Raw genomic sequence first — 15,343 nt, 5'->3', positions numbered from 1 at the left:
TATCAACTATATTTGACTTGACTCTATTGTAAACCGCTTAGCGAGAAAAATGAACATCACAAATCTGCAATTTTACCCTAAAAAAGTGGAAAACGGCTTTATCAGCCGTCTCATTTTAAAACAAAGCAATGACTATAACCCTTGCTTGCGAAACTCCAGCGGCGTGCAGCCGCTGTATTGCTTAAACAAGCGGCCAAAATAATCGGGACTGCTGTAGCCCAGCTTATCGCTGATTTCATAATTTTTATACTCACCGCTGCGCAGCAGCGCCTTGGCATGCTCCATTTTGACTTTCGTCACATAATCATTGAAATTGGAACCTGTTTTCTGCTTGAAAAGCTTGCCGATATAGCTTTTGCTTACATGAACTTCCGTGGCGACATCTTCCAGCGTAACATCTTCCTCCACATGGTTCAGCACATATTGACAGGTTCTTCTGACAATACCGTCCTTCTGATGTAATTCATATTTTCGCACGACGTCCAGCAGAGTGCCGATATACTGCAAAAACACTGCCCGCACTTCCTCTGTCGTTTTCAGATGCTGAAATTCTTTGGGCGAAACCATATTTTCCAGCTGGGAAATCCGGGGAAAATTTTCCGCCATTCCCTCCCGGATGTGAACCGTCAGCTTTTCAAACAGCATCGTTGTTTTCAGCAGATCCCGGCCTGAATTCCCCGTTATTGCGGCGACGGCATCTTCCGCTGCGGCCAGCACCGCTTCATCGCCCTGAAATAACAGCCGCACCAGTTCTTTTTCCCGTTCAGCCGGATAATACAAGGCTATACTTTCCTCCACCAGCTTCTTTTCTTCATCAAGCTTCAGCCGGAGAAACTTTGCTTCATCCAAATGCTGTTTCGCTCTTGCCAGCACTTCCCCCAACGCCCTGTCATCCACCGGTTTTGTCATGTAGTCAAACACACCGAGGCGTATGCCCTGCTGGGCATATTCAAAATCATTGTACGTGCTGAGAAAAATCAGACAGACATTGATCTGCCTGATTTTCAATTCCTGGAAAAATTCGATGCCATTCATTCCCGGCATCCGGATATCGGTAATCACCAGTTCAAAAGAACCGGCAGACAGTTGTTTGAGCGCCTCCCTGCCGTCACAGGCTTCACCGGCAAGGCAGAACCCATACCGTTCCCAATCAGTGAACCGCCGCAGCATATAGCGGATGGTTTTATCGTCGTCCACCAGCAATACGTTATACATAGAATGCACCTCCCTTCGCCGGCTTCCCGCGCCCGGCAGAGCCTTGCAATATACGCCGCAGTTCCCGGGCTGCTTCATCAAAACTGTAGACAGAAATTTTTCCCCGCAGCCGTTCATACTCTTCCGTCGCCATAACTTTCGCGAAATAAGGCTTACCGGCGGCAAAAAAGTGCTTTGCCTCGGCATCCCCCTCATCCAGCAATGCCAGCAGCCGCCGTAAAAGTTCTTGCGTATTTTCCGCCGGGATGGCCGTATCCTGTACCGGTGGTTCATCCCCGACAGCCGCACTGAAAGCGGCCGCAGCATGACAGGTTGCCTGCAGGACGGCGAAAAAACGTCCCTGAACCTGCGGCAAAATTCCCCGGGCAGGATTTTTCAGGATTTCCCCTAATTCCAACGACGCCTCCCGCAGAGAATTCGCCCCGATATTGGCGGCAATCCCCTTTATCGTATGAAGTACCTGCTGGGCTTCGGCAAGCTGGCCTGCGGCGATCAGTTGTTTCAGTTTACTGCCGTCTTCCCGGTGACGGGAAATAAACTGCTGAAGGATCTCCCGATACACCGCCTGCTTGCCGCCGATCCGGTCCAATCCCTTGGCAAAATCAAAATCTGTATTTTGCTGCGTTGCCTCGTCGCAGCATTCCGCCGCTGCAGCCGCAGCCTCAACGGCAACAAATTGCTTTAAAACCGCCAGCAGTTTCGCCGGATTCAGCGGTTTAGTAAGATACCCGCTCATGCCGGCTGCTTTCGTCTTTTCGGCCACCCCTTCCACTGCGTCGGCCGACAAAGCAATAATCGGCGGAATCTGTTCCCGTTTCAGCGCCTGAATACGGCGGGCCGCTTCATAGCCGTCCATCTCCGGCATGCGGATATCCATTAAAATCGCGTCATACTGCCGCTGCTGCGCCATTTGTACCGCTTCAAACCCACTGGCTGCCGTATCGGCAGTAAAACCAAGATACGTGAGGATCTCTTGCGTCATCTGCCGGTTGATCGAATTGTCTTCTACCAACAGCACCCTTTTGGGGGCAAAAACTGCCTGCAGCCGAGCCGGCCCGCTGTCCGGCCCCTCAACCGGAATCCCATCGGCAATGCTTAATTTTGCCGAAAAACTAAAAGTCGATCCCTTGCCAACGGTGCTTTCAACCTGAAATTTTCCTTCCATCAGTTCAACAATCTTTTGGCAGATCGCCAGTCCCAGTCCGGTTCCGCCGTACTTGCGGGAAGTGGAAACATCACCTTGTGTGAACACCTCAAACAATTTTTCGCTCTGTCCTTCCGGTATGCCGATGCCTGTATCCGCCACGTGAAACCCAAGAATCAGCCGATCCGCCTGTTTTTCCAGCAGCTCTACCGTAATCTGCACCCCGCCGGCATGGGTGAATTTCATTCCATTGGAAAGCAGGTTCAGCATCACCTGCTTAAGCCTTGTCATATCGCCCTTCACGCAGCGGGGCACAGCCGGCTGAATCGCAAAACCGAGCTGCAGATTTTTTCGTGATGCTTCCACCTGCATGATACTGCAAAGCTCTTCGAGCATAGCGTACAAATCAAAATTGACTGCTTCCAAAACCATTTTCCGGGCTTCTATTTTAGAGAAATCAAGAATTTCATTAATAATCCCCAGCAGATTCGCCGCCGCCATACCCAGGTTGCGCACATACCCGGCTTGCTTCCCGTCCAGGGCTGTATTTTCCAGCAAATAATGATAGCCGATAATGGTGTTTAATGGGGTCCGAATCTCGTGGCTCATATGAGCCAGAAATTCGCTTTTGGCATGATTGGCCATTTCCGCCTCGTCTTTTGCCGTCCGCATCGTGGCTTCCGCCTGTCGCCGTTTTACCAGTTCCTCCTGAAACGAGGCGTACAAATCATTAAAAGTCGTCGCCAGCAGATGCAGCTCCTGAGACCCTTCCGGGATCAGACTGAAAGCTTCCTGCCGGAAAGAAAATACCTTTAGCCGCTCCGTATAATGGTTGATTGGCGATGTGATCTGCGTAAACAGTACCCGGATCAGCACAGCAACGGCGCAAATAATAATCACTGCCAGCACCGTCTGCAAAATCGCCGCTTTTGTCGTTCCCTCCCGGGCAACCTCCAGCTCCGCTTCCAGCCTGGCGTTCATAATGGTCTGAAACTGGGCAATCGGCCCCATAATGCTCCGCTTATCCGCATCATACTTGGCGTCGAACATAACATTGCGCGCTTTCGCCAGTTTTTCAGCGGCGCTAAGCTGCCGATCTTCTTCGCTCAGCTGAAACGATGCGACTTCCGACGGCATTTCCTCTTCCGGGACATTCTCTGCCGTCAATATCAGCCGCATGGAATGGCGTTCCGTATTGACCAGGGCATCGGAATTTTTCTTGGCTTCCGCCAGCAGCGCCATTTCCTCCTCCGGTGAATTCAGCTCGCTTAATCTTGACATCACCTTATCCCGGGTTTGGGTTTCATTGATTTCTTCCCAGTATTTATACATATGAACTTCATCTCTGGTCACCGCATATTTTCTCGCCTCATCGGTGAGGTAATCGGACGCATTGGCCAAATTGATCCCCAGCTGCTTAAATTCCGTTCTTCTCTGCTCGGCGATCTGCTCGTCTTTAATACTGGAATTCATATAAACAATACTGCTGCCAAGAAGTATGGCGATGAGAAAAAAGATACCCAGCATCAAGGCGCTGATTGTCGACTGCTTGACGATGATTTCGGAATGCATCAAACCACCCCCTCCCGGGTCTTCTGCTGTCAGGTTCCTACAATGAAGTAAAAAAAAAGACATAGAGACAATTTGATTGCTCAAACTGGCCCCTATGCCTCGATAAATCATTCTATTAAACTTTATTGTAAATCAAACCGGGAGAAATTACAATCTATTCTTCGCAAGAAAACGCGATAGCGATTAAGCCGCTTCGTTGCTGCGGCCGGCGGCTAACGACCGGCACTTTGTATCGCTGTATAGCAGGGCAGCAAGCGAAACAGCAATCATGGCGATGCATAGCAGCCATGCCATCTGATAGGAACCGGTTCTGTCATATACGACTGCAATTGCGGGAACAGACAGAGCGGCGCCTAAATAAACCGATAAATTGACATAGCCATAGATTTCGCCATAGTGCTTCGAGCCAAACATTGCGGCGGTAATGACCGGCGGACAAACCGTTCCGGTACAAATACCCAAGCCGTAGAGAAATGCCATAGCATACATAAGCGGCTTGGATTCCGGGAACAGCATGCAGGCGATCGAAACCGCAAAAATGATCGAGATAAAGCCGGTACCGATTCTGGTGCCGAATTTATCATAAACCCAGCCGAGAAATATCTTGCCTAACGTAACAACGATCAGGAAGAAAGAGAGTATCTTGGCGGCAAAAGCGGCGCCGTGGACATCGGCCAGAAAAGCGGCCAGCTGGCTCAGCGATCCGAAACCGACAAAGCAAAGGAGGAACATGCCGAATAAATAGATCCAGAAAAAACCGTGCTGCTTTACTTCTGCAAGAGTCATATTCAGTTCCACTTTGGGCACTGCAGTCTTCTGCGCAGCGGCCGCAGCTTCATCTGCTCCGTATGCCTTAAGGCCCATTTTTTCGGGAGATTTCTTCATGAGCAGAATCATCGGCAGACTAACGACCAGCATAGCTACGGCAAATATAATATAGGACATTCTCCAGCCGCTGGTTTGGATGATATTCGCCATGATCGGGCTGATAATAGCGCCGCCGAAGCCGCTGCCTGCCAAGGCGATGCTGATAGCCAAACCTCTTTTCTTAACAAACCAGTTGGTAATGACAATAGAAATCGGCAGAGCAATCGCACCGCAGGAAAATGCGCCCATAAAGATAGCGCTGATATAAAAATGAGTGATATTCTGTCCCAGAGAAAAGCTGGCATAAGAAGCAGCCAGGCCAACAACACAAACGGCATGAATCAGCTGGGTATTCTTTTTCGCCAGCCATTTGCCTAAATACGGCGACAAAAACACGGTAACGCCGGATATAATGGTGCTGCATAAACCAAAAGCGCTTCGGCTGAATCCCATGTCCCCGGTTACCGGTTTCACGTACAGCCCCCAGCAGGTTGTGATCAGCGGGTGCAGCATGGCCATAATTAAAACACTGGCAGCCACGACCCACCAGCCGTAAAATATTTTCCCTTTACTCATTCAATTGTCCTCCGTTCCTTCTTTTCATTTCATATGCCAGAGCCACCGCCTTACTGTTTGTAGACGACTCCGTCTTTCATAACAAAGGTAACATTTTTAAGAGTAGATGCATCTTCCAGCGGATTCTTGTCCACCGCAACAATATCGGCTAGTTTTCCGGGCGCAATCGAACCGATTTTATCATCCCAGCGAAGGAGCTCCGCTGCATAACGGGTAGCGCTAAGCAGCGTGTCTGTGGGAGAAATGCCGGCTTTAATCATTAATTCAAATTCGCCGGCCTGTTTCCCATGATCAGTAAGGGGTGTGCCGCAGTCAGTACCGAATACTACCCGGACTCCCGCATCATAGGCCTTTTTAATATTGGCAAGATGGGACGGCGCCAGGGCAGCTGATTTTCTCACCGCAAAAGCGGGCATACCTGCTTTTGTACCTTCTTCTGCTACAACTTTCAGCACAATGAACGTAGGAACAATCTGGATACCTTTTTCAACCATGATTTTGATCGTTTCCTCATCAACCAGGGTACAGTGCTCAATACACGTTACACCGGCCACCGCTGCCGCATGAATTCCCGCCGTACCATGGGCATGGGCGGAAATAATCTTGCCGTGCATCTTGGCAACTCCGACTGCCGCTTCAATTTCCTCCACACTCATATTCTGTTCCCCCGGTTCGTTGCCGGGACTCAAAACACCGCCGGTAACCAGCACCTTGATCTGATCCGCGCCGTATTTCAGCATGTAACGGGCGGCAGTTCGGACCTCTTCCGGCCCGTTGGCAATGTTAATCGGCTTGAAGGAATTAAAACCGGAGGTTTCCACCGGATAGCGGCCGTCAAGATGCCCGGCAGTAACCGTAATGTACATGCCGCTGGAATAGATGCGAGGTCCGGGGAAAATGCCGGCACTAATGGCGTCCCGCAGGATACTGCAGCCCTGAATCGTGCGGTATCCTTCATCCCGTACAGTAGTAAACCCGCTTAATAAATTCTTTTGGGCGTTTTTCAAACCATTCAGCGATACCAGTTCCGGCGGGTCATTAATTTCAGCCAGGGATGGCGTGCTGTTAAAAGCAAGATGCACATGAGTATCGATCAATCCGGGAAGAACAAATTTGTCGGAAAGATCAATTACCTCATCTTCCGCCCCAGGCACGAACCCTTTCCCGCTTTTCACTTCAGCTATTTTGTTGTCGTTAATCATTACGACTGCATCTTCCTGAACGCTGCCGTCCGTCGCACAAAACAGCTTTCCGCATTTGATTACCTTTGACATAATAACTCCTTCTTTCTGTGAATGATTGGGTTTACTCACAGCATAGAGCAACTATTCATTTTTTTCTATCAATTTGCATTTTTATGTCGTTTTTTGAATTTAACTGTCATATGCAAGAAAGACCGCTTACGCGGTCTTTCGGTAATTGGTAATTGGTAATTGGCTGACGAATATCGCACCCGAAAAAAAAATCTTGGGCCTGTTTACAGGCCCAAGATTTGAGTAAGCTCTTTCGCTTTATTTCGGCTGACCGGAATTTCCGTAGAATAATCAGCAATTTTAAGCAAATACGTATTATTAAACATTGGCAGGATTTTTTCAATCCGGTTAAAGTTAACTAAATAACTCTTGTGGCAGCGGAAAAAATTAAATTCCGCTAACCGTTCCTCCCAATAATTCATGGATTGCTTTGTGTGATACGCTTTTGTTCCCGTGTGAATAATCGCACCGTGCCCCCGGGGAGTGAACATGATCACATCCGCCGGATTCAGCAGAATAATTTTGCCGGCATCTTCCACCGCAATGATGTTGTTAAAACCGCCGGCCATTTTTCTGATTTTTGAAAACTTAGCGGCCAATGTCGTTTTCGCCTTGCCGCCGCGCAAATTGGTCAGCACTTTTTGAATCGTTCGGTCAATCCGCTTCAGCGAAACGGGTTTTAAAATATAATCAATGGCATTGTAATCAAATGCTTTCAGCGCATACTCGTCATAGGCCGTGACAAATACGATATAGGTTTCCGGCAGGAGCCGCATGATCTCCTCAGCCATAACAAGGCCGCTGATCTCCGGCATCTTAATGTCCAGGAAAATCAAATCCGGCTGATACAAGTGAACTTTCTCCAAAGCAGTCACCGGATCGGTAAAGGCGGCCCGAACATCGATCTCCGGATAGTGCTCCAGCAGATATTCCAGCTGCTCTACCGCTATTTCTTCATCGTCAATTACAATCGTATTAATCATCAGCTTCACCTCGATCGTCGGGAATTCTTACGGTAATTGTTGTTCCCCTGCCGATTTCGCTTTGAATATCCAGTCCGCGGCCGTAATGCTTCTGCAGCCTTTTCTGAATGTTGCGGAGGCCGATTCCCACCTCCTGGGCATCCCTGTCATTCAGCAAGCGTGACAGCTGTCCCGGCGCCATGCCGACCCCGTCGTCCGCCACGACGATAACCGTTTCTTTTTCTGCCTTTTGAATCGTAATCCGTACAGTCCCGCCTTCCCGTTTGGGATAAACGCCGTGCTTGACGGCATTTTCCACCAGCGGTTGGAGAATAAGGGGCGGCATGAGTGGGTTGGCGTCGGTTTCTATGGAAAAAGCGACTTGCAGCCGTTTGCCAAACCGGACCTGTTCAATAGCCAAATAGGATTGAATCAAATCCAGTTCTTGTTCCAGGGGGATCAGCGCCATATTGTTGAACCGGAACTTATTCTGCAGATAATTACTTAGCTCTCCCAGCATCTCCGCCGCTTTTCCCGGATCCTTCCGGCAGAAGGCAATAACCGTATTCAACGTATTGTAGAGAAAGTGGGGCTGAATCTGGGCCTGCAGGGCGGAAATCTCCGCCTGATAAATCCGGCGCTCCGTTTCAGAAACTTCCTGCAATCGCAGTTGCGCCTGCACCCTGGCCAGTAATTCCTTTTTATGAAAGGGCTTTGCAATATAATCATTGGCCTTTGCCAGAAAAGCGACTTCAATGTCCTCCGGACGGTTGCGGACCGTTATCATAATAACCGGCAGAGCATGCTCCGAATATTTTCCCCTGATTCGCCGACAGACCTCCAGTCCGTTGAGACCCGGCATCATCATGTCGAGCAGGACCAGGTTATAGTCATGAGCGGCAATTTCCGTCAAAGCGGCTTCCCCGTCTTTTGCACAAACCACCCGGTAATCCATCCCATAGAAGCAGTTTTTTACGACGGCAAGATTGATTTCTTCATCGTCCACCACTAATATTCTTTTCCCCCCGGGCTGCGATTTCTCGGCGTCTTCCTCCGTCTTGCCCGTCGCTGCCGCTATCGCCGCTTCGGTTTGCTCGCCGCCGGAAATCATGGCAATAGGGGGACTGATCGGCTCTGTTCCATCGTCTTCGCCATGCCATTGGGGCAGGACAAAACTGAAGCAGGAGCCTTCCCCCGGCTGCGAAGCAACGGAAAGCACACTGTCATGCAGTTCCAGCAGACTCTTGGAAATCGAAAGTCCTAAACCTAAACCGCCATAAAGCTTTCCGTCGGCAGAGTCCTCCTGGACAAAAGGCGTAAAAATCGACTCCAGCCGCGACTGCGGAATCCCAATCCCCGTATCGCAAACGGAAATGCGTATGCTGTCCCCTGCTAAATCTGCCGCCACGGATACAAGCCCCGCATCGGTAAACTTAATGGCATTGCGGACAAGATTGTGCAGAACCTGCATTAATCGTTCACTGTCGGCATAAACAGGCGGCAAATCGGGAGAGACACAATTTTTTAATTCAATCTTTTTATTTTTTACTAAAAATCGCTCCAGGGTGATAACCATTTGGACAAGATCCCTAAGCTGAACCGGCCCCTGCTTTAATCGCAGCTGGTTATTTTTTAAAACCGAAAAATCCACAATCTCATCCACCAGATTGGCCAGCCTTATGCCGCTTTTTACAATCATATCCAGATTATCCGCCAATTCCGCCGGTGATTGCTCCTGCAGCGTATCTCTGGTGCATTCCGCCAGCCCAATAACCCCGTGCAGCGGTGTTTTCAATTCATGGGAAACCTTTGCCAGAAACTCGTCCTTCAGCCGGTCCAGGCTTAAAAGATGCTGCTGGGCTTCCGCTAATTCTATGTTTTGCCGCCCCAGCCGTTCTTTAGTCCTATTTAATTCCACATTGCGCTTTTTTAATTCTTCCCGGGCCGCATGGCTGCGCCGGAGATTCACAATTAAAGACGCAATATAGACGGACATCAGCGTAAATATAATAATAATAGCGATAATTGCCAGCATATGAACCAGTAATTTATTGGCCGGCACGAATAATTCATTTTCGTCGATAACGCTGACTAATGTCCAGCCGGCAACCGGGATAGGATTATAAAAAGCAATCTTCTTCGCGCCGCCTTCCACATAGCGAAATATTCCCGGTTCCGCCCTTGCCGCCAGCTCGCCCAGCTTTCGCATATTTTCATCGGCGACAGAAGACGCTTTTTCCTTCATCGCCCATTCCGGGTTGGGATGCGTTACGAAAGTACCATCCCGGGCTAATAAAATCTCATATCCCTTTTTGCCGAAATTCGCCTGCTGGGCAATTTGCTGTATCGTCTCAATCGTCAGGCTGGCGGCGGCACCGGCTAACGTCTTCCCCTGACTGTCCTTGCGCCAGGCCACCATCAACACCATATTCCTGCCGTAAGCCTGGGAATAGGCCGGCTTGAATATGGCATCATAAACTTCCCCTGTTTTTGCATACCTTTCTCCGGCCTCCTCTGCACCGGCTTTGGCCCAAAGATCGGTTTTACAAATCCCTTCCTGTATATTATAATAACGGGCCGTAAGCTTGCCTAAATCCCCCGGATTGCCCCACTCATCCGGCTTTAAGTAATTAACAATATGCAAAGCCGCATACTGATGGGGATAGGCGTCAGAAACATATTTCCAGCGGGCTAAATTCAGTTCGTCGATTAAACGAATCGATTCATCGTTTCGCTTCAAATCAAGTTGAGGATTTAATTTTAAAACACGATCAATCACCGGGCTGTTTACCGTCTCACGCACTTCTCCCAATTGCCCTGACAGACAGGTATTGATATGGTTCGCCGATTCTCTGGTACGAGCCGCCATCGTATCAATGAGTTCGGTTTCAATCACCTGGTTAAACTGCCAATAGGTAACAACCGTCAGCAATAATAAGCTAACCATGATAATGGCTAACATTACAATAGCAAGCTTTGACTTGAGCGGAATTTTCATCTTATTTCTCCTGTAAACTGTAAATATAACCTTACATAATAATTCCCTTTATCGCAACGATTTCCCTTTACTGTTTCAGAAACATTTGCCCGGTCATATAAAATGTGGACTCTTGTTTTTAACGGCAGTCTCCTTTACAATTTATGTAGCAATAAAGAAAATAATGGAGATGGTACCCTTTGGAATATACTCAAGCGCCTCAGTCACCGGAAATACTCCTGGTGGATGATACGCCGGAAGATATAGAATCGGCCGTATCGGTACTCCGGGATAACAATTTTAAAATCAGGATTGCCACAAAAGGCGGCACCGCATTAAAGTTAATTCACCAGCACCGGCCCGACTTGATTCTGCTGGATGTCTATATGCCGGAAATGAACGGCTTCGAAGTCTGCAGCCGACTGAAAAGCGATCCCGATTGCAGCAGTATCCCCGTTATCTTTTTAACCTCCAGCAATGATGAGGACAGCATCAAAAAAGGTTTTGATCTGGGTGCTCAGGATTATGTGGTCAAGCCCTTCAACATCTCGGAACTGCTGGCCCGGGTCCACACCCATATCAAATTGAAAAAACAAACCGAATCCCTGCTGCAGGCCAACCGGGAACTGGACAGCTTCTGCTATTCCGTTTCCCATGATTTAAAAGCCCCCTTGCTGTCAATCGGCAAGCTCAGCGAATATCTGGCTGCCGACTATGGAATGAAGCTGGACAGCGACGGTCATGAACTGATCGCCAACATCCGGGAAAAGTCGAAAGAAGTCATCAACATTATCGATCATTTGCTGGAATTTTCCCGCATGAGCGAAATGGAAATGAACATCGCAATGATCCCTTTAGAATCCTTATTCCGGGAAGTATATAGCGAACTCCTGAAGCTGGAAGCGCCAAGGCAAATAGAATGTACGATCAATCCGCTGCCGGCTGTCCGGGGAGATCCTGTCATGCTCAAACTGCTGATCGCCAATATTCTTTCCAATGCCTTGAAATATACCCGCCGTACCGAGAAGCCAAAAATAGAAATCGCGGCCGCCGAAAACAATGCCGAATATATCATTTCCGTGAAGGACAACGGCGCCGGCTTTGACATGCGCTATTCTTCCCGCTTGTTTAAAGTCTTTCAGCGGCTCCACTCCGGCAATGAATTCGAAGGATCCGGCGTCGGCCTGGCCATCAGCCGGAAAATAGTGAAACGGCACCGCGGCAAAGCTTGGATCACCGGCGCCGTCAATAAAGGAGCGACTTTTTATTTCAGTCTGCCGAAGAAATATAACAATATTTAAAAATTCACTTTTAAGCTGTAAGGCAGGGAAGCAAAAAGAGCGTCCCCTTGATCCCGATAAGAATTTGGGGAGGATTGACAAAAACAAAGTCTTACCAAAATTATCAGTCTTTCTCACCCATTCCACTTTCAGCAATCAGCCTGTCAAAATCGCTCTGATAGTGCTTGTCCTGCAAAACACGGTATTTCTCAAACTCGCTTTCTGCAAAGGCTTTTGCTATTTCTGACGTAACCTTACCTTTATCCTGCAATATCTCTGCATCATTGAATTTCAGGAAAGCCTCCAGCTTACTTGCCCAATCAGCCATAGTCATGGGAATGTGCCGCCTTGCCTGCCGTGTAGCATAATCAAGGTACATGGTTACTATCTCGTTCAGTTCCTGCATCTCGTCTTGGGAAAGATAATTCTTTGCGATAGAAACATCTGCTTTCACAATTTTTCCGGCAGGTGCATTCTTCCATGTAGTCAATCCCATATTGTCCTTACTGTGGTCAGCACGTCCCACAATCACTTCCGCTGCCGTATTACCATGAACGGCATAGTGCATTTTGTTTTGCACTGTAGCAAAGAAATCATGGGTGATCTGGCTGTCAAGGGAATAGTCCACCGCCGTTGCATAGATATCAGTAATCTTTTGATAGAAGCGTCTTTCACTGGCTCTGATCTCCTGAATTTCAGAAATCAAGTGGTCGAAGTATTCCTCATCGAAGATCTGTCCGTTTATCAAGCGGTTCTTGTCCAACACATAGCCCTGTTTTGCGAAAGCATCCAATACCTTTGTTGCCCACTGCCGGAACTGTGTGGCACGCTGTGAATTCACCCGATAGCCCACCGCTATAATTGCAGCCAACGAATAATACTTATACTGATAGGTTTTGCCGTTGTCCGCAACTTGTGCAAAATTTGCACAAGTTGATTTTTTGTCAAGCTCACCGCTCTCAAGGACATTTTTTAAATGCTTTGTAATGACGCTACGATCTACATCAAATAATTGTGCAATCGCTTTTTGGACCAGCCACACATCGCCGTTCTGGACACGAACTTCTATGGAATCCTCACCGGAGTCCTTTGTAAAAACCAGAAAATCAACCGTACTGTTGCGAATTTGCAGCTTTTTATTGTCCACCTGCGGTTTCACCTCCTACCCATATATTACTTCATCAATGACTGGCTTTACCTTTTTATTGCTTAATTGTAATTGTATATGGAAAAACACTTTTATCCGTCTATTGTCAGTTCTTTTCAGATGCCCGCTGTGATGAATGGCAATGGAATCTAAAATGGTTCCATCGTCAACAACTTGTAAAAAGGCTACATGAATTTTTTCCCTAATATCGAGTGCTCCTGACTGCTGTCGCCAGCACGGTAGCAAATTCCCCCCACATCATGCAGCAGCGCCGCCAGCCCGACACTTCTGACCGTCTCATTCCTGTTCATAGCATCCCTACTTTCACCTCAACAAAAAAATGACAAGGAACTACGCTTTTATCTATATTTTCTACATTTACAAATGTTTTCCTATGACAAGCAAGAAACTATCCCCGAAAATTTTAAAAAATAGCTGACAACAAAACCAGTAATATTTTTACCGAAAACAAAAGTCGAGTAGAAGCATATCTCACGGTGCGCTTCTACTCGACCTCGTTCCTGAGGGAATTCTGTTTTAAAAAACCTTCTCCCTGTCTCCATTTCTTCTGCGTTGACGAATAAAATAGCAGATTATTGACAGCCACGCCTAAAATGAATATCATATTGGTATAATATAAGGAAAGGAAGAATGACTTATCAGTATGCTGGAGTCTGTGGTTCGTGCGTAGCAAAGGCTGTCGCAGCGAACTATAAAACTTGTGATGGCCTTTGCTCAATCCTAAGTGAAATTCAGGAGGGAGCGGCATGGGCTACAAGACGGCCAAGGACGTATTGCCGGAAGAATTGCTGCAGGCCATTCAGGAATACGTCGACGGCGAATATCTATATGTTCCGCGCCGGGAAGGTTGCCAGCGCACTTGGGGCGAAGGCACGGCAAGCCGGCAAATTACCCTGTGCCGCAATGCGGCGATCCGTCGGCAATACCAAAACGGCGCATCCGTACGCCAACTAGCGGAAGTATACTACTTGTCACCGAAGACAGTGTACAAGATTGTGGCAAAGCAAGGCACAGAATAGGCACAGAGCCGGAAGGAAGATGTTCCTCCCGGCTCTTTTTCTTTTCCGAGACAAGATGGAGACAGCCAGTGACAAAGAGATATGCTATACTGCGAGTTAGGGGGGAGATGAGCAGATGGATAGCCGGAATTTGAGGCAGGTGTTCCCGAAGCGCTGCGTCCGTTTTGGCAGAATGCCATGATGGACGTGGAAAAAGGGATGTATTTTGACACGATCGGTCTAACTCGCAAGGGTGTGAACGAGATGGATTTGAAATATTTAGGGTTAAGCGAGGTCCCGCCTGAGGCCGCCGAAAACTGTGCTGTGGTCGGCCGAGTAGCGGCGCAATATCGGGATAGGTATAAGGTCCTGACAGAGACGGGAGCGGTGATGGCTGTTGTCGCCGGACGGTTGCGTCATACGGCGTTACGGCCGGCAGACTTTCCGGCAGTAGGTGATTTCGTACTGCTGGACCATGGAGCCGACGATCCGGCATTGATCGGGAAAGTGTTGCCGCGGCATAGCGCTTTGATCCGACGGGCAGCCGGAACGGCAGGGCAAGAACAGATGATAGCCGCCAATCTGGACACAGTATTTATTTGTATGGCCCTAAACAGCGATTACAATCCCCGGCGGCTGGAACGCTATCTAAGCCTGGTTTGGGACAGTGGTGCACTGCCGGTGGTAGTGCTCACCAAGTCCGACCTGTGCGATGACTTGCCGGCCAGGCTGGTTGAAATTTCGCACAGCACCTGTGGCGCGGCGGTGTTGCCAGTGTCCAGTCTGGAGAAAGACAGTGCCGCAGCATTAAAAGAATATCTGGAGCCGGGCAGGACTGTGGCTTTTATCGGTTCGTCCGGCGTTGGCAAGTCTACGCTGATCAATCGGCTGCTGGAAAGTGATGAACTGGTCAGCGGGGATCTTCGCAGGGACGGTAAAGGCCGGCACACAACAACCCGCCGCGAGATGTTCATACTGCCGGGAGGCGGTATCGTCATTGATACACCGGGAATGCGAGAACTGGCTCTTGAAGGAGCGGACATGGCGTCTGCTTTCGCCGACATCACTGAACTGTCTGCCGATTGCCGTTTCAGTAATTGTTCCCATGAACAGGAGCCGGATTGTGCGGTATTGCAGGCGGTGGCAGATGGGCGGCTGTCGGCAGCAAGGTTGAATTCGTGGCGCAAGCTGCGGCAGGAATCCCGCTATGCCGGCATGAATTCGCGCCAGATCGAGGAGGAAAAGCTGTCCGTGATGTTCGCCGACGTCGGCGGCAGGAAAAATGCACGTCGGCTGATGAAGAATGCAAACAAGAAACGGAAGTTTTAATG

The 15,343-nt window shown here is 48.8% G+C and carries 11 protein-coding genes; 3 read left to right on the top strand and 8 right to left on the bottom strand.

Going from position 1 to position 15,343, the window contains the following annotated elements:
- Positions 1-132: 132 nt before the first annotated feature.
- From ABFC84_04530 to ABFC84_04505, 6 genes are all read right to left on the bottom strand, one after another.
- A complete protein-coding gene (locus ABFC84_04530; protein MEN6412020.1) occupies positions 133-1,215 on the bottom strand; it encodes a response regulator in 1,083 nt (360 codons plus the stop codon).
- On the bottom strand, positions 1,208-3,931 hold the full coding sequence (locus ABFC84_04525) for an ATP-binding protein (protein MEN6412019.1): 2,724 nt from the start codon (positions 3,929-3,931) through the stop codon (positions 1,208-1,210). The genes ABFC84_04530 and ABFC84_04525 overlap by 8 nt, the downstream gene beginning before the upstream one ends.
- Positions 3,932-4,114: 183 nt before the next feature.
- Positions 4,115-5,374: an MFS transporter gene (locus tag ABFC84_04520; GenBank protein ID MEN6412018.1), complete on the bottom strand. Its 1,260-nt coding sequence runs from the start codon at positions 5,372-5,374 to the stop codon at positions 4,115-4,117.
- 50 nt (positions 5,375-5,424) lie between these two features.
- On the bottom strand, positions 5,425-6,648 hold the full coding sequence (locus ABFC84_04515; protein MEN6412017.1) for an amidohydrolase family protein: 1,224 nt from the start codon (positions 6,646-6,648) through the stop codon (positions 5,425-5,427).
- Between the two features lie 203 nt (positions 6,649-6,851).
- On the bottom strand, positions 6,852-7,610 hold the full coding sequence (locus ABFC84_04510) for a LytTR family DNA-binding domain-containing protein (protein MEN6412016.1): 759 nt from the start codon (positions 7,608-7,610) through the stop codon (positions 6,852-6,854).
- On the bottom strand, positions 7,603-10,587 hold the full coding sequence (locus ABFC84_04505; GenBank protein MEN6412015.1) for an ATP-binding protein: 2,985 nt from the start codon (positions 10,585-10,587) through the stop codon (positions 7,603-7,605). Before ABFC84_04505 ends, ABFC84_04510 begins: the two co-directional genes overlap by 8 nt.
- 179 nt (positions 10,588-10,766) lie before the next feature.
- On the opposite strand from ABFC84_04505, the gene ABFC84_04500 reads away from it, so the two are divergent.
- Entirely contained in the window at positions 10,767-11,867 is a 1,101-nt protein-coding gene (locus ABFC84_04500) for a response regulator (protein MEN6412014.1), read from the top strand.
- Between the two features lie 103 nt (positions 11,868-11,970).
- Here the strand turns inward: ABFC84_04500 and ABFC84_04495 are convergent, their stop codons facing one another.
- Both ABFC84_04495 and ABFC84_04490 read right to left on the bottom strand, forming a co-directional pair.
- Entirely contained in the window at positions 11,971-12,993 is a 1,023-nt protein-coding gene (locus tag ABFC84_04495) for a virulence RhuM family protein (protein ID MEN6412013.1), read from the bottom strand.
- A gap of 185 nt (positions 12,994-13,178) precedes the next feature.
- Positions 13,179-13,304: a hypothetical protein gene (locus ABFC84_04490; GenBank protein MEN6412012.1), complete on the bottom strand. Its 126-nt coding sequence runs from the start codon at positions 13,302-13,304 to the stop codon at positions 13,179-13,181.
- A 456-nt stretch (positions 13,305-13,760) separates the two neighbouring features.
- Between ABFC84_04490 and ABFC84_04485 the strand changes: the two genes are divergently transcribed.
- The gene (locus tag ABFC84_04485) at positions 13,761-14,033 is read left to right on the top strand and encodes a CD3324 family protein (protein ID MEN6412011.1); all 273 of its coding nucleotides are present in this window, start codon (positions 13,761-13,763) and stop codon (positions 14,031-14,033) included.
- A 177-nt stretch (positions 14,034-14,210) separates the two neighbouring features.
- Positions 14,211-15,341: a ribosome small subunit-dependent GTPase A gene (gene rsgA, locus ABFC84_04480; GenBank protein MEN6412010.1), complete on the top strand. Its 1,131-nt coding sequence runs from the start codon at positions 14,211-14,213 to the stop codon at positions 15,339-15,341.
- Positions 15,342-15,343 lie beyond the last annotated feature (2 nt).

Source organism: Veillonellales bacterium, assembly GCA_039680175.1.
GTDB lineage: Bacteria > Bacillota > Negativicutes > JAAYSF01 > JAAYSF01 > JBDKTO01.
The sequence above is the reverse complement of the archived record's forward strand: the minus strand, read 5'-3'. Positions and strand labels throughout refer to the sequence as shown.

Coding starts and splice junctions, on each gene's coding strand:
- ABFC84_04530 (MEN6412020.1), bottom strand. CDS start 1,215: ATGTATAACGTATTGCTGGTGGACGACGATAAAACCATCCGCTATATG.
- ABFC84_04525 (MEN6412019.1), bottom strand. CDS start 3,931: ATGCATTCCGAAATCATCGTCAAGCAGTCGACAATCAGCGCCTTGATG.
- ABFC84_04520 (MEN6412018.1), bottom strand. CDS start 5,374: ATGAGTAAAGGGAAAATATTTTACGGCTGGTGGGTCGTGGCTGCCAGT.
- ABFC84_04515 (MEN6412017.1), bottom strand. CDS start 6,648: ATGTCAAAGGTAATCAAATGCGGAAAGCTGTTTTGTGCGACGGACGGC.
- ABFC84_04510 (MEN6412016.1), bottom strand. CDS start 7,610: ATGATTAATACGATTGTAATTGACGATGAAGAAATAGCGGTAGAGCAG.
- ABFC84_04505 (MEN6412015.1), bottom strand. CDS start 10,587: ATGAAAATTCCGCTCAAGTCAAAGCTTGCTATTGTAATGTTAGCCATT.
- ABFC84_04490 (MEN6412012.1), bottom strand. CDS start 13,304: ATGAACAGGAATGAGACGGTCAGAAGTGTCGGGCTGGCGGCGCTGCTG.
- ABFC84_04485 (MEN6412011.1), top strand. CDS start 13,761: ATGGGCTACAAGACGGCCAAGGACGTATTGCCGGAAGAATTGCTGCAG.
- rsgA (MEN6412010.1), top strand. CDS start 14,211: ATGATGGACGTGGAAAAAGGGATGTATTTTGACACGATCGGTCTAACT.